This is a genomic window from Sphingomonas arantia (genome assembly GCF_042682045.1).
GTDB classification, from domain to species: domain Bacteria; phylum Pseudomonadota; class Alphaproteobacteria; order Sphingomonadales; family Sphingomonadaceae; genus Sphingomonas_R; species Sphingomonas_R arantia.
The window spans coordinates 974982-996934 of sequence record NZ_JBHUGS010000002.1 but is presented as its reverse complement, the minus strand read 5'-3'; the positions used below and the strand labels follow the sequence as shown (position 1 = coordinate 996934).

Genomic DNA, 21953 nt, shown 5'->3' with positions numbered 1-21953 from the left:
GCCATGGAACGGACCAGCAGCTTCATCGGCGAATCGTCGGTCTTTCTCGATACTGTCGAGCGGGCGAGCCGGGCGGCGGCGCTCGATCGGCCGGTGCTGGTGATCGGCGAGCGCGGGACCGGCAAGGAGCTGATCGCCGAGCGGCTGCACCGCCTCTCGCAGCGCTGGTCGGGGCCGTTGGTGACGCTGAACTGTGCCGCGCTGCCCGAGACGCTGATCGAGGCGGAGCTGTTCGGGCATGAAGCGGGCGCGTTTACCGGCGCGACCAAGGCGCGGCCAGGGCGGTTCGAGGAAGCGCATGGCGGGACGCTGTTCCTGGACGAGCTGGCGACGCTGAGTTCCGGTGCGCAGGAGCGGCTGTTGCGCGCGGTGGAATATGGCGAGGTGAACCGGATCGGGTCGAACCGCGCGATCCGCGTCGACGTGCGGATCGTGGCGGCGACGAACGAGCATCTGCCGGCGCTGTGCGAGGCGGGGCGGTTCCGCGCCGATCTGCTCGACCGGTTGTCGTTCGAGGTCATCACGCTGCCGCCGCTGCGCGCGCGGACGGGCGACGTGCCGGTGCTGGCGGAGCATTTCGCGCGGCGGATGGCGGCGGAGCTGGGCTGGACGCACTGGCCGGGCTTTACCGATGCGGGGATGGCGGCGCTGGTGGCGCATCCGTGGCCGGGCAATGTCCGCGAGTTGCGCAACGTGGTGGAGCGCGCGGTGTACCGCTGGGACGATCCGGAACGCGCGGTGGATGCGATCCAGTTCGATCCGTTCGCATCACCCTGGGCCCCGATGGGGCGCGAGGCCTGTTCGATCCCGAAAGTGCAGAAGGAGGTCGCGACGGCGGCCGTGGCGCCTGCGCCGCCGGTGGAGGTCGTGGCTGACCTGCGCGGGGCGGTGGACGGGTATGAGAAGGCGATCATCGAGGCGGCGATGGCGCAGCATCGGTTCAACCAGCGTGCGACCGCCAAGGCGCTGGGGCTGAGTTACGACCAGCTGCGCCATTGCCTGAAACGCCATGCGTTGCTGGGGTAAGCCGGGCTGCGATAAAGGGGGCATCGTTCCGGCGTATGCTGCGTTAGGAAGCGCGACGGAACCGTCCAAGGAGACAGACGATGGCGTTCGAACTTCCCCCGCTCCCCTATGACTATGCGGCGCTCGAGCCGACGATCGATGCGGAGACGATGAAGCTGCATCACGACAAGCATCACCAGGCCTATACCGACAAGCTGAACGAGGCCGTGGCCGCCGACGACGCGCTGGCGTCCAAGTCGATCGAGGAGATCGTGTCGGGCATCTCCGCCTATCCCAAGGCCGTGCGCAACAATGGCGGCGGTTACTGGAACCACATCTTCTTCTGGGACACGATGAAGGCGGGTGGGGCGCAGCCATCCGGCGCGCTGAAGTCCGCGATCGAAGAGACGTTCGGGTCGGTCGACGAGTTCAAGACGAAGTTCAACGCGGCGGGCGTCGGCCAGTTCGGTTCGGGCTGGGCGTGGCTGATCGTCGACGAGAGCGGCGCGCTGAAGATCACCTCGACGCCGAACCAGGACAATCCGCTGATGGATGTGGCCGAGGTGAAGGGCACGCCGATCATCGGCAACGATCTGTGGGAGCATGCCTACTATCTGAAGTACAACAACCGCCGGCCGGATTATCTGAAGGCGTGGTGGGATGTCGTCGACTGGGACAAGGCCGGGCAGCGTTACGACGCCGCCAAGGGCTGATCTTCCTCGACCAAGTACGAAAGGGGCGGGCCGCGAGGTCCGCCCCTTTTTCTTGGGGCATGTGAACGGCGCCCTACAGGTGCGAACAGATGCCGTTCAGATCGCCAGCCGCATACGGGTCTCACCAATTCAGGGAGAGACACGATGCGTACCAAAACCTTCATCATGGCCTTGGCCGCAATGATCCCGGCCGCCGCCGTGGTCGCCCCCGCGCAGGCCGAAGCGCAGCCGCGGCACGAGCGTTACGACCGAGGCGATCGTTACGACCGGCCCGGCCATCATGTGCAGCGCCGCAACTGGCGCGGGCGCGACCAGTATCGCAACCGTGGCCGGCATTATGGCCGCCAGCGTTACGACCGTCAGCGGCATGACCGTCACGACCGGAACGACCGCCGCGATTACCGGCGGTAAGTGACGACGCGGGTTTCGATCCGCGTCAGCCCTGCGGCGGAATCGGCGGGTCCGATTCCGCCGTTTTCATGTCCAGGCCGTGCTTCAGGAGCAGCGGGATGTTCGCCAGCGCGAACAGGATCGTCGCCGGCATCGCGCCCCAGAGTTTGTAGCCGAGCCAGAAGTCGGTGCTGGTGTTGCGCCAGACCAGTTCGTTGGCGGCGGCGAGCGCCAGGAAGAACCACGCCCAGTTGCGCGACAGCAGCGCCCAGCCGCGATCGCTTAAGCCCGGATAGGCGGCACCCAGCACGACCTTCAGCGTCGGGCGGTTCGTCCAGAGGCCGAAGAACAGGATCGCGGCAACGATGACGTAGTAGATGGTCGGCTTGAGCTTGATGAAGGTTTCGCTGTGCAGCCAGATGGTGAGGCCGCCGAACACCAGCACCATGACGCCGGAGATCGCCAGCATCGGCGACACCTTGCCGTGGACGATGCGTGTGGCGATTATGGCGGCGGCGGTCGCGACCATGAAGACCAGGGTCGAGACGAAGATGTTCTTCGTCAGCAGGTTGGCCAGGAAGAAGACCGCAAGCGGGCCGAAATCGAGCGCGAGGCCGACGAGCGAGCCGCGTTCCTTGGCGGCGGGCGTGTCGGTCATGCCGGGTTCTTCGAGCTGGCGAGTCGTTCGACGCCGGCGATGGCGCGCGCCACCTCCTGCGGATCGAACGGGCGGAGGTCCTCGATCGTCTCGCCGACCCCGATCGCGTGGATCGGCATGCCGTATTTCTCGGCCGCGGCGACCAGTGTGCCGCCGCGCGCGCTGCCGTCGAGCTTGGTCATCACCAGGCCGGTGACGCCGGCGGATGCGCCGAAGACCTCGATCTGATTGAGCGCGTTCTGGCCGGTGGTCGCGTCTAGCACGAGCACGACGTCGTGCGGCGCGGCGGGGTTGAGGCGGCCGAGCACACGGCGGATCTTGGACAGTTCGTCCATCAGCCCGGCCTTGTTCTGGAGCCGGCCGGCGGTGTCGACGATCAGCACGTCGGTGCCGCGCGCAGTGCCCTGTTTCACCCCTTCGAACACCAGGCTGGCCGCGTCGCCGCCCTCTTTGCCGGAGATGATCGGGATGCCCAGCCGTTCGGCCCAGACCTTCAGCTGGCCGATCGCGGCGGCGCGGAACGTATCGCCGGCCACCAGCATCACCTCGTAATCCTGTTCCTGCAGCAGGTGGGCGAGTTTCGCGATCGTGGTGGTCTTGCCCGATCCGTTGACGCCGATGACCAGGATCACCTGCGGGCGGGGGAAGGCCTCGATCTCGAGCGGCTTGGCGACGGGGGCGAGGATCGCGGCGATCTCGTCGGCCACGACCTGCCGCACGCCGGCCTCGTCCAGCCCGCGTTCGTAGCGCGCGGAACCGAGCGTCGCGCGGATCTTCGCGGCGGTGGCGGGGCCGAGGTCGGACGCGATCAGCGCCTCCTCGATCTCGTCGAGCGTCTCGTGATCGAGTGTCGTCTTGGTGAACAGGCCGGAGAGATTGTCGCCGAGCTTGTCCGACGTGCGGCGGAAACCGCCGATCAGCTTTTCGTGCCAGGTCGGTTCGGTCATGCGTGGAAATCCCCGGAAAGGGTGCCGTCGAAGACCCGGACGGCCGCCCCCGTCATCAACAAGCGGCCATCGGTTTCGGCCAGAGTCAGATCGCCGCCCGGCAGCGTCAGGCGGACGGTGGCGTCAAGCAACCCGCGGCGGCGGCCGGCGGCAAAGGTGGCGCAGGCACCGGTCCCGCAGGCGCGCGTCAGGCCGGCGCCGCGTTCCCAGGTCCGCATACGGACATGGCCGCGGTCGGTGATACTGGCGACGTTGACGTTGATCCGTTCGGGGAACAGCGGGTCCTGCTCGATCTGGGGGCCGAGCCGGTCCAGCGGGACGGCGTCGATATCGTCGACGAAGAAGACGAGGTGCGGGTTGCCGACCGACAGCGCGACGGGGTTTTCGAGCATCTCCCACCCGACCGGCAGCGATCCGGTGTCCATGGCGTAGGCGAGCGGGATGCGGTCCCACGCGAAATCGGGGACGCCCATGTCGACCGCGGCGCCGCCGTCCGACAGCTTCGCGACCAGTGGGCCGGCGGCGGTGACGACGGTGACGTTATGGCCGAGCAGCACCGGGACGCAGCGCGTGGCGTTGCCGCAGGCGGACACTTCGGACCCGTCGGCGTTGAAGATGCGCATCGCGATCGAGTCGGCTTGCGCGTGGTCGGACAGCAGGATGAGCTGGTCACAACCGACGCCGGTGCGGCGATCGGCGATCGCGCGGACGGTGTCGGCGTCCGGTGCGATGGTATCGCCGCGACCGTCGATCACCACGAAATCATTGCCCAGGCCGTGCATCTTGGTGAAGCGGATCGTCATGCGGGCGATCTAGGTGCGGGGGGCGGGGAAGTCCACTTGCTTGACCGCGGCGAGATCGATGGCGGGCCGCGGTCAGGCGGCGCGGGCGGTGCCGAGCAGCGAGCGATCGGCGAGCAGGCGGCGGGTCTGCTGCACGTCCACCGGTTGCCCATAATGCCAGCCCTGCGCGCGGTGGCAGCCAAGCCCGCGCAGCCGGTCGGCGATCGCGGCGCTCTCGACGCCCTCCGCGGTCACCGGAACGGACAGGCTGTGGCCGAGCCGCGTGATCGCCTCGACGATTGCGGTGCTTTCCGGGTCGTCGTTCATCGCCATGACGAAGCTCTTGTCGATCTTGATCCGATCGAATGGCAGCGCGCGCAGATGGGCGAGGCTGGAATAGCCGGTCCCGAAATCGTCGAGCGCCACCCGGACGCCCTGGTTCTTGAGCGACGCGACGATCGATTGGGCGAGCGCCATATTGTCGAACAGCGAGGTCTCGGTGATCTCGATCTCCAGCCGTTGCGGCGGAAAGCTGGTTTCGATCAGCAGCTTCAGGATCTTCTCCGCCAGCCACGGGTCCTTCAGCTGCGCCGGGCTGATGTTGACCGACAGGCTGAGCGCCGCATCCCAGCCGGCGGCATGTTCGAACGCCTGGCGCATGATCGACATCGACAGGTCGGAAATTAGCCCGGCGTCCTCGGCGATCGGGATGAAGAGGCCGGGCATCAGGATGCCGTCGGTCGGGTGATCCCAGCGCGCCAGGACCTCGAACCCCATCAGGCGGCCGGTGGCGAGATCGATCTGCTGTTCGTAATAGGGGACGATCCGGCCGGCCGGGATCGCGGTGCGCAGCCCAGCCTCGACCGCGTTGCGCGCGGCCAGTTCGCGGCCCATGCCGGCGTTGAACCAGCAGGCCGACGCGCCGCCGGACTTCTTCACCGCGGACAGCGCGATGTCGGCGCGGCGCATGGCAGGATCGACCGTGACGTCGCTCGGTTCGGTGCGGGCGATGCCGATCGACGCGGTGATGTGGATCGATTCGCGGCCGAACGCGAACGGCCGGGTCAGCCGCGCCAGGATGTGGCCGACGACGGTATCGACGGTCGACGAGTATGCGGCGTCATAGGTCATGAGGCAGGCGAACTCGTCACCGCTCAGCCGTGCGACGGTGGCGGACGGCGGCATAAGCTGCGTCAATGCCTCGCCGAATTCGACGAGCACGGCGTCGCCGGCGGCATGCCCGCGGCCTTCGTTCACGGCGCGGAAATTGTCGAGGTTGATGGTCAGGACGGCGATCGACAGGCCGCGTTGTGCCGCGGTGATCCGCGTGCTGCTCGCCAGTTCGGCCAGCGTCCGGCGGTTCGGCAGGCCGGTCAGCGGGTCGCGCGAGGCGAGCGTCTGAACCCGCGCCTCCAGCGAGCGGTAGTTGCGGCTTTCGGCAACCAGGCGGCGATGGCGGACCAGCCCGAACAGCGTCAGCGCGATGTTGAGAAGCAGCGCGCATTGCAGCACGCGCCGCGAGTGGTCGGGCGACAGCGTGACCGGCAGGAGTTCCGAACCGAGTGCCGCGAGCAGCGCGATGAACCAGAGCGCGACGACGATCACGGTCTGACCCGCCGTCGCGGACGGCTCTGTCGAACCGGCGGCAGGGGCCGTGCGAAGGCGCTGCGCGAAACGGGGAAGCGGGAATGCCATAAGACGATAGTCGCATTGCGACGCTTTACGACTGGTTAAGACAGGACCACGGCCGGGCTCATATGGACCTCGTTCGGTCGTAACATTGCGTTTCGGCGCGGTGCGCGCTATGCGACCAGCGACGGTTCCATCCGGAACCGATGTGCAAGCCTCCAAGGGTGCCCGCCGGCCAGCGAGTTTTCGCCCGCCGGCGTTTTGTGCGTTGGCCCGGGTGGGACATCATACTGGCCCGGGCGGGGCCTTGGGAGAAGCGAATGTTCGAGACCCTGAGCGACCGCCTGAGCGGTGTGTTCGACAAGCTCCGCGGCCGCGGTGCGCTGGCCGAGGCGGACGTGCGCGCGGCGATGCGCGAGGTGCGGATCGCGCTACTGGAAGCCGACGTGGCGCTGCCCGTCGTGCGCGAGTTCGTCGAGAAGGCGACCGAGCAGGCGGTCGGCCAGAATGTGCTGAAGTCGGTCACGCCGGGTCAGCAGGTCGTCAAGATCGTCAACGACGCGCTGGTCGAGATGCTGGGGTCCGACCAGGTCGACCTGGAGCTGGACGTCGCGCCGCCCGCGGTCGTGATGATGGTCGGCCTGCAGGGGTCGGGCAAGACGACGACGACCGCCAAGATCGCCAAGCGGCTGACCGAGCGCGGTCGCAAGCGCGTCATGATGGCGTCGCTGGACGTCAACCGGCCGGCCGCGCAGGAGCAGTTGGCGACGCTGGGCACGCAGACGTCGGTCGCGACGCTGCCGATCGTCGAGGGGCAGCAGCCGGTCGACATCGCTCGCCGCGCGCTCCAGGCCGCGAAGCTGCAGGGTTTCGACGTCGTGATGCTCGACACGGCGGGCCGCCTGCACGTCGACCAGGCGTTGATGGACGAGATGAAGGCGGTGGCCGACATTTCGAAGCCGCAGGAGATCCTGCTGGTCGTCGACGCACTGACCGGTCAGGACGCGGTCAACGTCGCGAAGAATTTCTCGGATCAGGTTCCGCTGACCGGTGTCGTGCTGACCCGGATGGACGGCGATGCGCGCGGCGGTGCGGCGCTGTCGATGCGCGCGGTGACGGGCAAGCCGATCAAGTTCGTCGGCACGGGCGAGAAGCTCGACGCGATCGAGCTGTTCCATCCGGGGCGCGTCGCCGGGCGCATCCTGGGCATGGGCGACGTCGTGTCGCTGGTCGAGCGTGCGGCCGAGACGATCAAGGAAGACGAGGCCGAGGCGCTCGCCGCCAAGATGGCGAAGGGCCAGTTCGACCTGAACGACCTGCGGGCGCAGCTGGCGCAGATGCAGCGGATGGGCGGGCTTTCCGGCCTCGCCGCGATGCTGCCCGGCGTGAAGCAGGTGAAGAACGCGATGGCCAACGGCCAGGCGGACGACAAGGTGCTGGTCCGGATGGATGCGATCATCTCGTCGATGACGATGAAGGAGCGCACCAAGCCCGAGCTGCTCAACGCCAAGCGCAAGATCCGCGTCGCCAAGGGCTCCGGCACCACGGTGCAGGAGGTCAACAAGCTGCTCAAGATGCATCAGGACATGGCGAGCGCCATGAAGAAGATCCGCAAGATGGGCGGCCTGAAAGGGCTCGGCGCGCTGTTCAGCAAGGGCGGCATGGGTGCGGCCATGGGCGGCCTTGCGCCTGGGGGCATGGGCGGCGCGCCGGGCGGCATGCCGGGTGGGCTGCCCGGGCTGGGCGGTCCGGGTAACCTGCCGCCGGGGTTCAATGGGTTCAAGAAAAAGTGAGCCTGGTTGCCCCAGGCCGTCATCCCGGCGGAAGCCGGGATCTCCCTTCGGTGAAGGGGTAGCCCGTTACGGAGCGAGACCCCGGCCTTCGCCGGGGTGACGGTCCGGGGGGGAATTGGGCGAGCAAGCCCCGCTTTTCAGTTTCGGTTTAGTTTAGTCAGAACACAAAGAAGGAAGTCAGTATGTCCGTTTCGATCCGTCTTTCGCGCGGTGGCGCCAAGAAGCGTCCTTATTATCGTATCGTCGTCGCCAATTCGCGTGCGCCGCGTGATGGCCGCTTCATCGAGAAGATCGGCACCTACAACCCGCTGCTCGCCAAGGACGACGAGAAGCGCATCGTCCTCGACACGGAGCGGGCCAAGCACTGGCTGGCAATGGGCGCGCAGCCGACCGACCGCGTCGCACGCTTCCTGGACGTCGCCGGCGTGAAGGAGCGCCCCGCGCGCAGCAACCCGGACAAGGGCAAGCCGGGCGAGAAGGCCGTCGAGCGCGCCGAAGAGCGTGCGACGAAGGCCGCCGCCGCCGAGGCCGCCGCGAACGAAGCCAAGTCGGCGACCGATCCGGCAGAGGGCGCATCCGACGCCGCACCGGCGGAAGGTGCCGAGCACGTCGAAACCGCGGCCTGAGCCGACTGCGGCGACCCGGTGACAGGGTCGCCATTTCCGGACCCGTCCGCTGGCTTTTGCCGGTGGGCGGGTTCCGCGTTTGGGGACCGTTATGACCGATCGTCCGATCACGCTGGCCGTCATCATCGGCGCGCACGGCATCGCCGGCGAGGTCCGGCTGAAGCTGTTCGCGGAGGATGTGGCGGGCCTGAAGGCGCATGGCGCATTCAACGACGGGGCGCTGACGCTGAAGTCGCTGCGGCCCGGTGGGAACGGCGCGATCGCGCGGTTCGCGGAGATCACCGATCGCAACGGGGCGGAGGCCATGCGCGGGACCGAATTATCGGTGCCGCGGTCTGCGCTGCCGCCGCTTGAGCCCGGCGAATATTATCATGCGGACGTGATCGGGCTGCCGTGCGTCGATGCCGCGGGGGTGGTGATCGGTCAGGTCGTGGCGATCGAGAATTTCGGCGCGGGGGACGTGATCGAGGTCGAGCGGCCGGACGGCAAGCGGGCGATGATGCCGTTCAAGGAACCGGCTGCGGTGCTGGAGCCGGACCGGGTGGTGGTGGACGACGCGTTTCTGGTTTGAGGTTTGGTTTCCCCTTGACTCACGTCACCCCGGACTTGATCCGGGGTCTCGCTTCTTCTGCCTTGTGTCGAAAGGCAGCGGAGACCCCGGGTCAAGCCCGGGGCGACGCGTAAGGACTTTCGTTCTTTATCTAACCAGCGCGCGCTTCTCCGCCAGGTCGTTGCGCATCGTCGTGGCGGCGACGCCGGCGGCGCCCATGGCGTGGCTGATCTGGTCGAGGCCGATCACGACGTCGCCCGCGGCGTAGAGGCCGGGGACCGAGGTGCGCTGATGATCGTCGACGTGCATGCAGCCGTCGTCGCCGGCGTCCGCGCCGACATCGACCGCGAGGCGCGAGCGGATGTCGGAGCCGAGCGCGGGGTAGACGCTGTCGAACGCGAGGCCGCCCTGCGGGGTGGGGACGATGAGGCTGTCGCCCTCGATCCGCAGCCGGTCGCACGGGCCGGCGACGCGCACGACGCCGAGGTCGTCGAGCTTGGCGATTTCGTCGTCGCTGAAGCAATGTTCGGCGTCGGGCGAGATCAGCGTCACGTCGCGCGTGTAGCTGCGCAGGAAGACGGCTTCCTTCATGCCGTGCGATCCGGTGCCGATGATGCCGACCTTGCGGTCCGTCACTTCGTAACCGTCGCAGACCGGGCAGTAGCGCAGCAGGCCGCGTTCCAGCGCCTCGTGATGGACGTCGTCGTCGATCGGCGGGCGCTTGTTGACGACGCCGGTGGCGAGCAGCACGCTGTGCGCGAACAGGGTGGTGCCGCCGTCGAGTTCGACGAAGAAGCGACCGTCGGCGTGACGGTGGAGCTTCGTCACCGCGCCGGGCGTCACCGGGGCGCCATACTGCGCCGCCTGGGCCTGCATATCGGCGAGCAGATCGGTACCGCGCACCCCCTCCGGATAACCGGCATGGTTGTGGCTGAGCGGGATGAGCGCCGCGCGGCTCTTGCCAGCATCGACCACCAGCGTGTCGAGGTGGAAGCGGGTGAGGTAGATCGCCGCGGTCAGCCCGGCTGGGCCACCGCCGATTACCAGTGCGTCGTAGGTCTTTTCGATCATGCGACAGGCAAACCGCCAGTCGCACGATCGTTCCACGCTTGCCAATCCATGTTGGTGGGATGAAGGAACGCGCATGACCTGGGCCGCCACCATCCTGACCTTGTACCCCGAGATGTTCCCCGGACCGCTCGGCGCGAGCATGGCCGGGCGGGCGCTGGCCGACGGGCGCTGGTCGTGCGAGCCGGTGCAGATCCGCGACCATGCGACCGACCGGCACAAGTCGGTGGACGACACGCCGGCCGGCGGCGGAGCCGGGATGGTGATGCGCGCCGATGTCTTGGCGCGCGCGGTGGATGCGGTGGTGGAACGACGGCCGGACGTGCCGCTGCTGGCCATGACGCCGCGCGGGCGGCCGCTGACGCAGGACCGGGTCCGGGCGCTGGCGGCGGGGCCGGGGGTGACGATATTGTGCGGGCGGTTCGAGGGGATCGACGAGCGGTTGTTCGAGGCGCGCGCGATCGAACCGGTGTCGATCGGGGACTATATTCTGTCGGGGGGCGAGATGGCGGCCCTGACGCTGCTGGATGCTTGCGTCCGGCTGCTTCCCGGCGTAATGGGTGCCGCTTCCAGCGGGGATGACGAGAGCTTCGAAACGGGGCTGCTCGAATATCCGCATTATACCCGCCCGGTGGAATGGGAAGGGCGCATGATCCCGCAGGTGCTGCGATCGGGGGATCATGCGAAGATCGATGCATGGCGCAAGACGCAGGCGGAGATCGATACACGGTCACGGCGGCCGGACCTTTGGGAGCGTCATGAGGACGCTCGGGTTCAGTCGCCCTCTGGCGCGCGGCAACGACGTAAAGGACCGATGGGATGAACCTCATCCAGACGCTCGAAGCAGAGCAGATCGAAAAGTACACCGCGGCACGCGCCATCCCCCAGTTCCGTCCCGGCGATACCGTCAAGGTCGGCGTGAAGGTGGTCGAAGGCGAGCGGACCCGCGTACAGTATTATGAAGGCGTCTGCATCGCCCGCGCACAGCGTGGCATGGGTTCGTCCTTCACCGTCCGCAAGATCAGCTTCGGCGAAGGCGTGGAGCGCGTGTTCCCGCTCTACTCGCCGAACATCGATTCGATCGACGTCGTGCGCCGCGGCGTCGTGCGTCGCGCGAAGCTGTATTATCTGCGCGGCCGCACCGGCAAGTCGGCCCGTATCGCCGAGCGCCGCGATCCGCGCCCGGCCAAGGCCGCGACCGAAGCTTGAGGATTTCACGGCTGAGTTGACGAAGGCGCGGGGGGTGACCTCGGCGCCTTTTTCTTTGTGTGCCACGCTTCGTCATCCCGGCGAAGGCCGGGATCCCCCTTGGGCTGGGGGGGCGCTCTTTACCGAAGGGAGATCTCGGCCTTCGCCGGGATGACGTGTTTGAGGAGGGCGGGGTGCGGTCTCGGCCGTAGGTTCCGCTTGGGTTTGGCGTCGCGTCCTCCTATCTCCCGCGCAAGATATCGATCACCGGAGTTACCATGGCCGCCGTTCATTCCACCCGCATGCTCATCCTCGGGTCCGGTCCTGCCGGGCTGTCCGCGGCCATCTATGGCGCGCGCGCGGGACTGGCGCCGATCGTGGTGCAGGGGATCCAGCCGGGTGGTCAGTTGATGACCACGACCGACGTCGAGAACTACCCGGGGTTCAAGGACGTGATCCAGGGCCCGTGGCTGATGGACCAGATGCAGGCGCAGGCCGAGCATGTCGGCGCGACGATGATGTGGGACCAGATCGTGTCGGTCGACCTGTCGCAGCGGCCGTTCCGGCTGGTGGGCGACGATGGCACGATCTATTCCGGCGATACGCTGGTGATCGCGACGGGCGCGCAGGCGCGCTGGCTGGGGCTGGAGAGCGAGACGGCGTTGCGCGGCAAGGGCGTGTCGGCCTGTGCGACGTGCGACGGGTTCTTCTACCGGGGGAAGAAGGTGGCGGTCATCGGCGGCGGCAATACCGCGGTCGAGGAGGCGTTGTACCTGACCAATCATAGCCATCACGTCACGCTGATCCACCGCCGCGATACGTTGCGTGCGGAGAAGATCCTGCAGGAGCGGCTGTTCGCGCATCCCAACGTGAACGTGCTGTGGAACCGCGAAGTGGCCGAGTTCGTGGACGGCGGCGGGACCGAAGGTCTGGTGGCGCTCGACCTGCGCGATACGGTGACGGGCGAGATCGAGCGGCTGCCGGTGGACGGCGGGTTCGTGGCGATCGGGCATCATCCGTCGACCGAGCTGTTCAAGGGGCATCTCGATACCGACGATGACGGGTATCTGGAGGTGCAGCCTGGGACGACGCGGACGAACACCGAAGGTGTGTTTGCGTGCGGTGACGTGATGGACAAGCATTACCGGCAGGCGATTACGGCTGCGGGCACGGGGTGCATGGCTGCGCTGGATGCGGAGCGGTTCTTGGCCGAGGCGGATTTTGTGCGGGTGGCTGCAGAGTAAGGTTGTTCGGGGGGCGTAATCCGCTGCCCTCTCATCCCCGCGTAGGCGGGGATCCAGTCTTCTTCTTGTTTCGATGGTCGTCCCAGGAACCGAGTTGGACCCCCGCGTCCGCGGGGGGACGGTTTGAAGCGTGACGCGGGTGCGTTCCCCGGCGGAGGCCGGGGCCTAGACGTCACCGTTTCTCCTGGGCCCCGGCCTCCGCCGGGGCACTACCCTGTCAGGCGGTGATCAGCGCGTGCTTCTTCTTGCCTAGCGAGAGGCGGCCGGCGGTAAGGGTCTGGCTTGGTTCGGTGACTGCAGTGCCGTCGAACTTGACCGCGCCTTCGCCGATCTTGCGGCGGGCTTCGCCGTTGGATGTAGCGAAACCCAGGGCAACCAGCGCTTCGACGACGCCGATCGGGCCGGCGATCGTGGGAAGGGATGCGCCGGCGCTGCCTTCCTCGAAGGTCCGTCGTGCCGTTTCGGCTGCTTCGACGGCGGCGTCGGCCCCGCGACAGAGCGTCGTTGCCGCATCCGCCAGCACCTTCTTCGCGGCGTTGATCTCCGCGCCTTCCAGCGCCTCAAGCCTCGCGATCTCGTCCAGCGGCAAGTCCGTGAACAGGCGGAGGAAGCGGCCGACGTCGCGGTCGTCGGTGTTGCGCCAAAATTGCCAGTAGTCGTAGTGCGGCAGCTGGTCCTCGTGCAGCCACACGGCACCGGAGACGGTCTTGCCCATCTTGGCGCCGTCGGCAGTGGTAAGCAGCGGGGTGGTGATGCCGAACACCTCCGTTCCGTCGACGCGGCGGGCCAGTTCGATGCCGTTGACGATGTTGCCCCACTGGTCCGACCCGCCCATCTGCAACCGGCAGCCGGCGCGGCGCGACAGTTCGAGGAAGTCGTAGGCCTGCAGGATCATGTAGTTGAATTCGAGGAAGCTGAGAGACTGTTCGCGGTCGAGCCGGAGCTTGACCGAATCGAAGCTGAGCATCCGGTTGATCGAGAAATGCTGGCCGATGTCGCGCAGGAACGGGATGTACTGGAGCGCGTCGAGCCATTCGGCATTGTCGAGCATGACCGCGTCGGTCGGGCCGTCGCCGAACGTCAGGAAACGTTCGAAGATGCGGCGGATCGAGGCGACGTTGGTGGCCAGCGTATCGCCGGTCAGCAGCTTGCGCGCCTCGTCCTTGAAGCTCGGGTCGCCGATCTTGCCGGTGCCGCCGCCCATCAGCACGATCGGCTTGTGCCCCGCTTGTTGCAGGCGGCGGAGCAGCATGATCTGGACCAGGCTGCCGACGTGGAGCGAGGGCGCGGTCGGATCGAACCCGATGTAGCCGGGCACGACGCCGGTGCAGGCGAGCGCATCGAGCGCGGTCGCGTCCGTCGTCTGGTGGATGTAGCCGCGGCTATCGAGTAGGCGCAGGAGTTCGGATTTATGAGCGGTCATGGCGCGCGGGCGTCTAGCACGGGGAACGGGGCGGTGGGTAGCGGGATTGGGGGTAGCGTGCTGGCGATCGGATTGATGTCCGGGACGTCGCTCGACGGGATCGACGCGGCGTTGGTTGAGACCGACGGCGAGGGCCATGTCCGGCCGGTCGCGTTCCGCAGCGATCCTTATTCCGAACAGATGCGCGATCAACTGCGTGAGGCGTCCGCGCTGGCGTTGCAGTTCGAACGGCCGCGCGCCAGCCCGCCGGTGATGGCGGCGGCCGAGATGGTGACGAACCGCCATGCGCTGGCCGTGCGGCAGTTGCTGGCCGAGGCGGGCGTGGCGGCTGCCGACGTGGCGGTGGTGGGGTTCCATGGGCAGACGGTAGCGCACCGGCCGGACCGTGGCTGGACCTGGCAGATCGGCGACGGGGCGGCGCTGGCGGAGATGGTCGGGATCACGGTGGTGTCCGATTTCCGCGCGGCCGATGTCGCGGCGGGCGGGCAGGGGGCGCCGCTGATCCCGGTCTATCATGCGGCGTTGTGCGCGCATTTGCCGCGGCCGGTGGCGGTGCTGAACCTTGGCGGGGTCGGCAACCTGACGTGGATCGGCGAGGACGGCGGTCTGATCGCGTTCGATACCGGGCCGGCAAACGCGCTGATCGACGACTGGATGCTGGCGGAGGCGGGGGTGAGCCATGACGCCGGCGGGATGCTGGCCGGGTCGGGGCGGGTGGACGAGAGCGTGCTGGGCGGGATGCTCGATACGCCGTGGTTCGACCTGCCGGCGCCGAAGTCGCTCGATCGGGCGGATTTCTCGATGCAGCCGGCGCGTGGGCTGTCGCCGGCGGACGGGGCGGCGACGTTGACCGCGTTTACGGCCGAGACGGTGGCTCTGGCGCTGCGTCAGGTGCCGGCGCGGCCGCTGCGGCTGTTCGTGGCGGGCGGCGGGCGGCACAATGCCACGCTGATGCGGATGATCGGCGAGCGGGCGGGGATCGCAGCGGAACCGATCGAGGCGATGGGGTGGGACGGTGATGCGACCGAGGCGGAGGGCTTCGCCTATATGGCGGTGCGGACGCTGGCGGGGCTGCCGATCAGCTTTCCGGGGACGACCGGGGCGCCGTCGCCAATGGCGGGGGGGGTGATCCACCGCGTCGCCTGACGCGCGACCAGAGATGGCGGACGGCGTGCAGGACGGGGCGTTCTATCGCGTAACTCACCGCAGCGGCGAGTGCGATGGCGACTATGATGGTAATCGCGATCGCCAGAGAGGGGGCCGTGCCACGTCGTTCGAGTGCGGCGATCAGGACGTGGCCGATATTCTGGTGGAGCAGGTACAGGCTGTAGGAGATGGTGCCGAGCCAGACGAGCGGCGGCCAGCGTAGCGCGCGGAGGCCGCGTGTCGCGACGGTGACCATGACGAGCGTGACCGGCACCGCGACCCATAGCGCGGACAGGCCCTGGCAGGCGGCGATCGTGACCAGCGCGAAGGCGATCACGGGGTAAGCCCAACCGCCCCCGCCGCCGGACCCCAAACGCAGCCGGTAGGCAGCGATGCCGATCGCGAACCAAGGAATCTGCGCCTGGATCAGCAGGAGGCCGAGCAGCCAGGACGGGGTGTGGCCGGTCAGCGCGGGCGCGTAGGTCCAGATCCAGGGGAGCAGCAGCCAGCCGATCAGCACCACGCCGATGTGGCGGAACAGGCCAAGCCGCCAGATCACCGCCATGACGGCGTAGAACGCCAGTTCGATCGACAGCGTCCAGTAGGCGGCGTCGACCGGGGCGACGCGGAGGAAGCCCTGCAGCATCGTCAGGTTGACCAAGATCTCCGCCGGGGTGCGGAGCAGGTCGTATTGGCCGGCGAGCAGCATGACGAGCGAGGTCAGCAGAATCGCGGTCCAGTAGGCCGGGAACAGCCGCGAGACACGCGATACGGCGAAGTCGGCCAGCGTGCGGCTGCGGTCGAGCGTCACGAAGATGACGAACCCGCTGATCGCGAAGAACAGCTCGACGCCGTGATGGCCCCAAGGCACCGCCCAGACTGGCTGCGGGGCGGCGGGGTACATCTCGGTGTAGCGCGTGGTGTAGTGGAACAGCATGACGGCCAGCGCCGCCAGCCCGCGCAGGGCGTCGAGTTCGACAAGACGGCGGGCGGGCGGGGGCGGGGCGATCATGACCGCCGTCCTAGTCGCGAACCGTTAGGAAGCGGTTGCGTAAGGAAGATGGTCAGCTTTTGCGGGTCAGCGCGCGCATCGCGTCGTCGAGACCCGCAAGCGTCAGCGGGTACATGCGGTCGCCCATCAGGTTGCGCAGGATGGCGGTGGACTGCGAATAGTCCCAATGCGAGCGCGGGGCGGGGTTGAGCCAGGCGGCGCTGGGATAGACGCGGGTCAGCCGCTCGATCCAGGTCGCACCGGACTCCTCGTTCATATGCTCGACGGAGCCGCCGGGGACCTGGATCTCGTAGGGGCTCATCGCAGCGTCGCCGACGATCACGAGCTTATAGTCGTGGCCGAAGCGGTGGAGGATGTCCCAGGTTGGCGTGCGTTCGGTGAAGCGACGGCTGTTGTCCTTCCACACGCCTTCGTAGATGCAGTTGTGGAAGTAGAAGAATTCGAGATGCTTGAACTCCGCGGTGGCGGCGGAGAACAGTTCCTCGCACAGCTTCACATGGCCGTCCATCGACCCGCCGATGTCGAGGAACAGCAGCAGCTTGATGGCATTGCGGCGTTCGGGGCGCATCCGGACGTCGAGCCAGCCCTGGCGCGCGGTGCCGTCGATCGTCGCGTCCATGTCGAGTTCGTCGACGCCGCCGGTCCGGGCGAAGCGGCGGAGGCGGCGGAGTGCGACCTTGATGTTGCGGGTGCCGAGTTCGCGGCTGTCGTCCAGGTTGCGGAATTCGCGGCGGTCCCACACCTTCACCGCGCGGCCGTGGCGGCCCTCGCCGCCGATCCGAATGCCTTTGGGGTTGTAGCCGCCATGGCCGAAGGGCGAGGTGCCGCCGGTGCCGATCCATTTCGACCCGCCTTCGTGGCGCTCCTGCTGCTCCGTCAGCCTGTCGCGCAGCGTCTGCATCAACGTGTCCCAGTCGCCGAGCGCGTTGATCTTCGCCATCTCCTCGGGCGAGAGATAGCGCTCGGCGACCTGCCGCAACCAGTCCTCGGGGATCGCCTGCGCGTCCGTCTCTGGGCCGGACGAGACGCCGCGGAAAATCCTCGCGAACACCTGGTCGAACCGGTCGAACAGGCTCTCGTCCTTTACGTAGATCGCGCGCGACAGATAGTAGAACTCCTCCGGCCGGTGCGCGATGACGTCGGCGTCGAGCGCCTCGAGCAGGACGAGATGCTCCTTCATGCCGACCGGGATGCCGGCGCTGCGCAACGCATCCAGGAAGTTCAGGAACATGGGGTGGGGATCAGACCGGGGCGCCGATGGCGGCGGGTGCGGGGCCGGCGATCGTGGCGTGGAGATGGTCGTAGCAGGCGTTGATGCAGCGCCGGCCGAGTACCTCGTACAGAGCGCCCGTGCCGCCGCCGAGCGCGAGCGGCACGACCCAGGCGCGGCGCAGGACGGCACGGGCCGCCAGGCCGCCGGCGCCGGCATGGCGCGCGACGCGGCCGCCGATCCGGGTCGCGGCACGTGCGGCCACGCCGTTCGCGGCCTTGCGGGCCAGAGAGGAGCCGCGGAGCGTCGCCATGACGGTGGCGAGCGTGCCGGCCTTGACCGTGGCGGGCGCGTAGTGGGTGATGAGTTCGCCGAGGCCGTGGAGCAGCTGCGGCTCGATCGCGGCGCGCTGTTCGGGGGTCAGCTGGAAGGTGTCCTGGATGTCGGTGATCAGGTCGGTCACCGTTTCGCCCCAGATCGAGGTGGCGAGGCCGAGCGGTTCGGCGGCCTTGGCCCCCGCCTTGAACGCGCGCTTGTGGACTTCGGACCGCGCCGCGTCGCGGGCGGCGTCGAGTGCGGGGAGGGTGGTGATCTTCATGCGCCCTGTCTCCGTGCGAGGAAGGCGAGCCGTTCGAACAGCATCACGTCCTGTTCGTTCTTGAGCAGCGCGCCGTGGAGCGGGGGGATGGCGCTGCGCGTATCGCGCGATTGCAGCACCTCGAGCGGCATGTCCTCGGCCAGCAGAAGTTTGAGCCAGTCGAGCAGTTCGCTGGTCGAAGGCTTCTTCTTCAGGCCGGGGACGTCGCGAATCTCGTAGAAGATGTCCATCGCGCGGGTGACGAGCATCGTCTGGATGCCGGGGAAATGGACGTCGATGATCGCCTGCATCGTGCCGCGATCGGGGAATTTGATGTAGTGGAAGAAGCAACGCCGCAGGAACGCGTCGGGCAGTTCCTTTTCGTTGTTCGACGTGATGACGACGATCGGCCGTTCGCGCGCCGTTATGGTCTGGCCGGTTTCGTAGACGTCGAACGCCATGCGATCGAGTTCCTGCAACAGGTCATTGGGAAATTCGATGTCGGCCTTGTCGATCTCGTCGATCAGCAGGACGGGCAGCACGGGGCTTTCGAACGCATCCCACAGCTTGCCGCGGCGGATATAGTTGGCGATGTCGTGGACGCGGGCGTCGCCGAGCTGGCCGTCGCGCAGGCGGGCGACGGCGTCGTACTCGTAAAGCCCCTGCTGCGCCTTGGTGGTGGACTTCACGTGCCACTGGATCAGCGGTGCGTTGGCGGCGCGCGCGATCTCGTGCGCCAGGACGGTCTTGCCGGTGCCGGGCTCGCCCTTGACGAGCAGCGGGCGGCGGAGCGTGACGGCGGCGTTGACCGCGACTTTCAGGTCGTCGGTGGCGACATAGTCGGCTGTGCCTTCGAAGCGCATCGGTCGCCGGTCCTTTCCGCAAACGTCAATGCGGGTGCGATAGGCGCAGGCGGCGCGTGTCGCAAGCGATCAGGCGGAGCCGCGGGCGTGGGCGCGGGCTTCGAGCAGGTCCCAGAGGCCGTTATGCTGGAGCAGCAGTTGGCGTGCGCCAAACTGGGCCGCGCGGCCGGCGAGCGGGGGGACTTCGACCGCGTCGATCGTCGTGGTCAGGGTCGTGGGGTCGGGCAGGTCGCTGGGCGGGGGTGTCAGGCCGAAGTGGCGGGCGGCGGCGTCGAGGACGGGGCGGATTGCGGCCCAGTCGAGCAGGAGGGCGGTGACGGTGCCGCAGGCGCAGCCGGTCCGGTCGGACTGGGCGAGCGTTTCGAGCGCGTGGCGCTGGGCGACGAGCGCGGCTTCGCTCTGCGCCTGGCCGGGGGTGCCGGGGACCGGACCGACCGCGACGACCAAAGCGGCAAGGTAGGCGCGTTCGGCGGCGAAGGCGGTGGCGATGCGGTCGGCGAGCGGGGCGAGGAGCGCGACGTTGCCGGCGAGGTCGATGACGCCGGGGTGGCGGGCGTGGAGTGCCGCGAACTGATGCGCGGCGTCGGACAGGTCGCGGGGGGCGCCTGTGAGGAGGGCCTGGGCCCAGCCATGCGATGCGCTGCCGTCCTGCTGGACGAGCGTGATGAGGTCTTTCGCGAGACTGCCCGGATTGGCCTGATGGGTGGGCTGTGAGGCCATTGGTGTACGCTCCGTCCGTCTTGCCGCCGTAGGGCGTGCGAGGATGTGTACATCGGGGGGCGTAAAGAGACGGTGAAGAGCGGGTTAAGGGTGTGGTGTTGCATGAACGGGTCGGTGAGCGACCTCCGATCGCGTTACCGCCCAGCCCGTTTGGTTCGAGCCTGTCGAGAACCCTGCGCAGGGTTCTCGACAGGCTCGAACCAAACGGATCAGGAGGTTCGTCTCACCCGTCGTTGCGGGTCATCGCTTGTTGTTGCGACGTAGAGCGGGCGGTGCTGTTGCCCCCACCCAACCCTCCCCTGAAGGAGAGGGGGCGTTTGTCTGCGCATACGAAAAGGGCCGCCCATCGTGGATGAGCGGCCCCTTCGGTATGAGATTCGGCTCCGACCTATTGGTCGAGGAAGCTGCGCATCTTGCGGCTGCGGCTGGGGTGCTTCAGCTTGCGGAGCGCTTTCGCCTCGATCTGGCGGATGCGTTCGCGGGTCACGCTGAACTGCTGGCCAACTTCCTCCAGCGTGTGATCGGTGTTCATGCCGATGCCGAAACGCATGCGCAGCACGCGTTCCTCGCGCGGGGTGAGCGAGGCGAGGACGCGGGTGACCGTTTCCTTGAGGTTCGCCTGGATCGCCGCGTCGACCGGGATGACCGCGTTCTTGTCCTCGATGAAATCGCCGAGGTGGCTGTCCTCCTCGTCGCCGATCGGCGTTTCGAGGCTGATCGGCTCCTTGGCGATCTTCATCACCTTGCGGACCTTGTCGAGCGGCATCGACAGCCGCTCGGCCAGTTCCTCGGGCGTCGGCTCGCGGCCGATTTCGTGCAGGATCTGGCGGCTGGTGCGGACCAGCTTGTTGATCGTCTCGATCATGTGGACCGGAATGCGGATCGTCCGCGCCTGATCCGCGATCGAGCGGGTGATCGCCTGACGGATCCACCAGGTGGCGTAGGTGCTGAACTTGTAGCCGCGGCGATATTCGAACTTATCGACGGCCTTCATCAGGCCGATATTGCCCTCCTGGATCAGATCCAGGAACTGCAGACCGCGGTTGGTGTACTTCTTGGCGATCGAGATCACGAGGCGCAGGTTCGCCTCGACCATCTCCTTCTTGGCGATGCGCGCCTCGCGCTCCGCCTTCTGGACCATGTTGACGATGCGGCGGAACTCGGTGAGCGCCATGCCGGTCGCCTGGCTGATCTCGCCGATCTCGGCACGCACGCGCTCGACCGCGTCGCCCTCGGCCGCCGCGAACGCCGCCCACTTCTTGTCGGTCTTGCTGTGCTTCTCGAGCCAGCCGTCCTCGAGCTCATGATCGACATAGGCGTCGAGGAACGCCTTGCGCGGCACCTTGTGGCGCTCGGCCAGGCGCAGCATCTGGCCGCCGAGCGCGGTGAGGCGCCGGTTGAAGCTGTAGAGCTGGTCGACGAGATATTCGATCTTCGCGCCGTGGAACTGGACGCTCTCGACCTGCTCCGTCAGCTCCTCGCGCAGGCGCTGGTAGGAGCGCTCCTGCGAAGCCGGGAAATCGTCGCCGACGCTGAATGCGACGAGACGGGCCTGCTGGATCTTGCCGAACTTCCTGTAGAGCGCGGTGATCGTCGCGAACTTTTCGAGCGCGAGCGGCTTGAGCGTCTCTTCCATCTGCGCGAGGCTGAGGGTGTTGTCCTCCTCCTCGTCGTCGGACGCACGCGCGGGGCGGCCTTCGCTGCCCTCTTCCTCGTCGACCGCGGCCTCTTCGGGCTCGGGCTCGTCCTTGAACGACGGGCCGGCGGTCTTCTCGGAAATCTCGTCGCCTTCTTCGGCCTGCTCGACCTGCTCCGGCGTCGGACCCTTGGACAGCATGGCGTCGAGATCAAGGATCTCGCGGAGCTGGATCGTGCCTTCGTTGAGCGCGGTCGACCAGTCGATGATCGCGTTGAACGTGATCGGGCTTTCGCACAGCCCCAGGATCATCGTGTCGCGGCCGGCCTCGATCCGCTTGGCGATGGCGATCTCGCCCTCGCGGCTGAGCAGTTCGACGGCGCCCATCTCGCGCAGGTACATGCGGACGGGATCGTCGGTGCGATCGACGGTTTCCTTCTTGGCGGTCGCCTGCAGAACCTGCGCGGGTCCGTCGTCCTGAGTTTCCTCGGCGTCGTCCTGCGCGTCCTCCTGGGCCTGCTCCTCCTCGCCGCCTTCCTCGTTCTCGACGACGTTGACGCCCATCTCGTTGAGGGCGGACATGACGTCCTCGATCTGCTCGGAGGACATCTGGTCCTGCGGCAGGGCGGCATTCAGCTGGTCATAGGTGATGTAGCCGCGCTTCTTGGCCCGCGCGATGAGCTTCTTCAGCGTCGCATCGTTCAGGTCGATCAGCGGCGCATCACCGGCATCCGGTTTGTCCTGCGTATCCGCCGTGTTCGTTTTCGCCATGC

22 protein-coding genes are annotated in these 21953 nt (G+C 67.6%); 10 read left to right on the top strand and 12 right to left on the bottom strand.

The window, feature by feature from the left end; all coding sequences use genetic code 11:
* Positions 1-3: 3 nt before the first annotated feature.
* The 3 genes from pspF to ACFSGX_RS10345 all read left to right on the top strand — a co-directional run bounded on the left by pspF (position 4) and on the right by ACFSGX_RS10345 (position 2129).
* A complete protein-coding gene (pspF, locus tag ACFSGX_RS10355) occupies positions 4-1026 on the top strand; it encodes a phage shock protein operon transcriptional activator (RefSeq protein ID WP_380929639.1) in 1023 nt (340 codons plus the stop codon).
* 80 nt (positions 1027-1106) lie between these two features.
* The gene (locus tag ACFSGX_RS10350; RefSeq protein ID WP_380929637.1) at positions 1107-1718 is read left to right on the top strand and encodes a superoxide dismutase; all 612 of its coding nucleotides are present in this window, start codon (positions 1107-1109) and stop codon (positions 1716-1718) included.
* A gap of 144 nt (positions 1719-1862) precedes the next feature.
* The gene (locus ACFSGX_RS10345) at positions 1863-2129 is read left to right on the top strand and encodes a hypothetical protein (protein ID WP_380929635.1); all 267 of its coding nucleotides are present in this window, start codon (positions 1863-1865) and stop codon (positions 2127-2129) included.
* Between the two features lie 25 nt (positions 2130-2154).
* On the opposite strand, the gene ACFSGX_RS10340 is transcribed toward ACFSGX_RS10345, so the two are convergent.
* From ACFSGX_RS10340 to ACFSGX_RS10325, 4 genes are all read right to left on the bottom strand, one after another.
* Complete coding sequence (locus tag ACFSGX_RS10340; protein WP_380929633.1) at positions 2155-2766, bottom strand: septation protein A; 612 nt, start codon at positions 2764-2766, stop codon at positions 2155-2157.
* Positions 2763-3713, bottom strand: coding sequence for a signal recognition particle-docking protein FtsY (gene ftsY, locus ACFSGX_RS10335; protein WP_380929631.1), 951 nt, complete (start codon positions 3711-3713; stop codon positions 2763-2765). The genes ACFSGX_RS10340 and ftsY overlap by 4 nt, the downstream gene beginning before the upstream one ends.
* On the bottom strand, positions 3710-4516 hold the full coding sequence (gene dapF / locus ACFSGX_RS10330) for a diaminopimelate epimerase (RefSeq protein WP_380929630.1): 807 nt from the start codon (positions 4514-4516) through the stop codon (positions 3710-3712). The genes ftsY and dapF overlap by 4 nt, the downstream gene beginning before the upstream one ends.
* A gap of 72 nt (positions 4517-4588) precedes the next feature.
* Positions 4589-6190, bottom strand: a complete 1602-nt coding sequence (locus ACFSGX_RS10325; protein WP_380929628.1) for a putative bifunctional diguanylate cyclase/phosphodiesterase — start codon at positions 6188-6190, stop codon at positions 4589-4591.
* A 254-nt stretch (positions 6191-6444) separates the two neighbouring features.
* Here ACFSGX_RS10325 and ffh point away from each other — a divergent pair, with 254 nt between their 5' ends.
* The 3 genes from ffh (at position 6445) to rimM (ending at position 9114) form a co-directional block, all read left to right on the top strand.
* Positions 6445-7917 (top strand): signal recognition particle protein, encoded by a 1473-nt coding sequence (gene ffh / locus ACFSGX_RS10320; RefSeq protein WP_380929626.1) that lies wholly within the window; start codon positions 6445-6447, stop codon positions 7915-7917.
* Between the two features lie 182 nt (positions 7918-8099).
* Positions 8100-8543 carry a 30S ribosomal protein S16 gene (rpsP, locus tag ACFSGX_RS10315; protein WP_380929624.1) on the top strand — a complete coding sequence of 148 codons (444 nt, stop codon included), beginning with the start codon at positions 8100-8102 and terminating at the stop codon, positions 8541-8543.
* Positions 8544-8634: 91 nt separating this feature from the next.
* Positions 8635-9114 carry a ribosome maturation factor RimM gene (gene rimM / locus ACFSGX_RS10310; RefSeq protein ID WP_380929622.1) on the top strand — a complete coding sequence of 160 codons (480 nt, stop codon included), beginning with the start codon at positions 8635-8637 and terminating at the stop codon, positions 9112-9114.
* Between the two features lie 126 nt (positions 9115-9240).
* Here rimM and ACFSGX_RS10305 read toward each other — a convergent pair whose 3' ends face one another.
* Entirely contained in the window at positions 9241-10164 is a 924-nt protein-coding gene (locus tag ACFSGX_RS10305; protein WP_380929621.1) for an NAD(P)/FAD-dependent oxidoreductase, read from the bottom strand.
* A gap of 73 nt (positions 10165-10237) precedes the next feature.
* Between ACFSGX_RS10305 and trmD the strand changes: the two genes are divergently transcribed.
* From trmD to trxB, 3 genes are all read left to right on the top strand, one after another.
* Complete coding sequence (trmD, locus tag ACFSGX_RS10300) at positions 10238-10984, top strand: tRNA (guanosine(37)-N1)-methyltransferase TrmD (protein WP_380929619.1); 747 nt, start codon at positions 10238-10240, stop codon at positions 10982-10984.
* Entirely contained in the window at positions 10981-11370 is a 390-nt protein-coding gene (rplS, locus tag ACFSGX_RS10295; RefSeq protein WP_157175552.1) for a 50S ribosomal protein L19, read from the top strand. The genes trmD and rplS overlap by 4 nt, the downstream gene beginning before the upstream one ends.
* Before the next feature lie 257 nt (positions 11371-11627).
* Positions 11628-12593: a thioredoxin-disulfide reductase gene (gene trxB / locus ACFSGX_RS10290; RefSeq protein ID WP_380929617.1), complete on the top strand. Its 966-nt coding sequence runs from the start codon at positions 11628-11630 to the stop codon at positions 12591-12593.
* 217 nt (positions 12594-12810) lie between these two features.
* Here trxB and tyrS read toward each other — a convergent pair whose 3' ends face one another.
* A complete protein-coding gene (tyrS, locus tag ACFSGX_RS10285) occupies positions 12811-14016 on the bottom strand; it encodes a tyrosine--tRNA ligase (RefSeq protein WP_380929615.1) in 1206 nt (401 codons plus the stop codon).
* Positions 14017-14073: 57 nt separating this feature from the next.
* On the opposite strand from tyrS, the gene ACFSGX_RS10280 reads away from it, so the two are divergent.
* Entirely contained in the window at positions 14074-15162 is a 1089-nt protein-coding gene (locus ACFSGX_RS10280) for an anhydro-N-acetylmuramic acid kinase (RefSeq protein WP_380930031.1), read from the top strand.
* On the opposite strand, the gene ACFSGX_RS10275 is transcribed toward ACFSGX_RS10280, so the two are convergent.
* The 6 genes from ACFSGX_RS10275 to rpoD all read right to left on the bottom strand — a co-directional run bounded on the left by ACFSGX_RS10275 (position 15095) and on the right by rpoD (position 21951).
* Positions 15095-16174 (bottom strand): acyltransferase family protein, encoded by a 1080-nt coding sequence (locus ACFSGX_RS10275; protein WP_380929614.1) that lies wholly within the window; start codon positions 16172-16174, stop codon positions 15095-15097. The two genes, ACFSGX_RS10280 and ACFSGX_RS10275, sit on opposite strands and share 68 nt — an antisense overlap.
* 52 nt (positions 16175-16226) lie before the next feature.
* Entirely contained in the window at positions 16227-17405 is a 1179-nt protein-coding gene (locus ACFSGX_RS10270; protein ID WP_380929612.1) for a vWA domain-containing protein, read from the bottom strand.
* Between the two features lie 10 nt (positions 17406-17415).
* Complete coding sequence (locus ACFSGX_RS10265; RefSeq protein ID WP_380929611.1) at positions 17416-17982, bottom strand: hypothetical protein; 567 nt, start codon at positions 17980-17982, stop codon at positions 17416-17418.
* Positions 17979-18824 (bottom strand): AAA family ATPase, encoded by an 846-nt coding sequence (locus tag ACFSGX_RS10260; protein ID WP_380929609.1) that lies wholly within the window; start codon positions 18822-18824, stop codon positions 17979-17981. Before ACFSGX_RS10260 ends, ACFSGX_RS10265 begins: the two co-directional genes overlap by 4 nt.
* A gap of 69 nt (positions 18825-18893) precedes the next feature.
* A complete protein-coding gene (locus tag ACFSGX_RS10255) occupies positions 18894-19544 on the bottom strand; it encodes a DUF6975 family protein (protein WP_380929607.1) in 651 nt (216 codons plus the stop codon).
* 388 nt (positions 19545-19932) lie between these two features.
* The gene (rpoD, locus tag ACFSGX_RS10250; RefSeq protein WP_380929606.1) at positions 19933-21951 is read right to left on the bottom strand and encodes an RNA polymerase sigma factor RpoD; all 2019 of its coding nucleotides are present in this window, start codon (positions 21949-21951) and stop codon (positions 19933-19935) included.
* Positions 21952-21953: the final 2 nt, after the last annotated feature.

What these genes read in the sequence shown, in the direction of transcription:
- pspF (WP_380929639.1), top strand. Translation starts at nt 4, where the DNA reads ATGGAACGGACCAGCAGCTTCATCGGCGAATCGTCGGTCTTTCTCGAT.
- ACFSGX_RS10350 (WP_380929637.1), top strand. Translation starts at nt 1,107, where the DNA reads ATGGCGTTCGAACTTCCCCCGCTCCCCTATGACTATGCGGCGCTCGAG.
- ACFSGX_RS10345 (WP_380929635.1), top strand. Translation starts at nt 1,863, where the DNA reads ATGCGTACCAAAACCTTCATCATGGCCTTGGCCGCAATGATCCCGGCC.
- ACFSGX_RS10340 (WP_380929633.1), bottom strand. Translation starts at nt 2,766, where the DNA reads ATGACCGACACGCCCGCCGCCAAGGAACGCGGCTCGCTCGTCGGCCTC.
- ftsY (WP_380929631.1), bottom strand. Translation starts at nt 3,713, where the DNA reads ATGACCGAACCGACCTGGCACGAAAAGCTGATCGGCGGTTTCCGCCGC.
- dapF (WP_380929630.1), bottom strand. Translation starts at nt 4,516, where the DNA reads ATGACGATCCGCTTCACCAAGATGCACGGCCTGGGCAATGATTTCGTG.
- ACFSGX_RS10325 (WP_380929628.1), bottom strand. Translation starts at nt 6,190, where the DNA reads ATGGCATTCCCGCTTCCCCGTTTCGCGCAGCGCCTTCGCACGGCCCCT.
- ffh (WP_380929626.1), top strand. Translation starts at nt 6,445, where the DNA reads ATGTTCGAGACCCTGAGCGACCGCCTGAGCGGTGTGTTCGACAAGCTC.
- rpsP (WP_380929624.1), top strand. Translation starts at nt 8,100, where the DNA reads ATGTCCGTTTCGATCCGTCTTTCGCGCGGTGGCGCCAAGAAGCGTCCT.
- rimM (WP_380929622.1), top strand. Translation starts at nt 8,635, where the DNA reads ATGACCGATCGTCCGATCACGCTGGCCGTCATCATCGGCGCGCACGGC.
- ACFSGX_RS10305 (WP_380929621.1), bottom strand. Translation starts at nt 10,164, where the DNA reads ATGATCGAAAAGACCTACGACGCACTGGTAATCGGCGGTGGCCCAGCC.
- trmD (WP_380929619.1), top strand. Translation starts at nt 10,238, where the DNA reads ATGACCTGGGCCGCCACCATCCTGACCTTGTACCCCGAGATGTTCCCC.
- rplS (WP_157175552.1), top strand. Translation starts at nt 10,981, where the DNA reads ATGAACCTCATCCAGACGCTCGAAGCAGAGCAGATCGAAAAGTACACC.
- trxB (WP_380929617.1), top strand. Translation starts at nt 11,628, where the DNA reads ATGGCCGCCGTTCATTCCACCCGCATGCTCATCCTCGGGTCCGGTCCT.
- tyrS (WP_380929615.1), bottom strand. Translation starts at nt 14,016, where the DNA reads ATGACCGCTCATAAATCCGAACTCCTGCGCCTACTCGATAGCCGCGGC.
- ACFSGX_RS10275 (WP_380929614.1), bottom strand. Translation starts at nt 16,174, where the DNA reads ATGATCGCCCCGCCCCCGCCCGCCCGCCGTCTTGTCGAACTCGACGCC.
- ACFSGX_RS10270 (WP_380929612.1), bottom strand. Translation starts at nt 17,405, where the DNA reads ATGTTCCTGAACTTCCTGGATGCGTTGCGCAGCGCCGGCATCCCGGTC.
- ACFSGX_RS10265 (WP_380929611.1), bottom strand. Translation starts at nt 17,982, where the DNA reads ATGAAGATCACCACCCTCCCCGCACTCGACGCCGCCCGCGACGCGGCG.
- ACFSGX_RS10260 (WP_380929609.1), bottom strand. Translation starts at nt 18,824, where the DNA reads ATGCGCTTCGAAGGCACAGCCGACTATGTCGCCACCGACGACCTGAAA.
- ACFSGX_RS10255 (WP_380929607.1), bottom strand. Translation starts at nt 19,544, where the DNA reads ATGGCCTCACAGCCCACCCATCAGGCCAATCCGGGCAGTCTCGCGAAA.
- rpoD (WP_380929606.1), bottom strand. Translation starts at nt 21,951, where the DNA reads ATGGCGAAAACGAACACGGCGGATACGCAGGACAAACCGGATGCCGGT.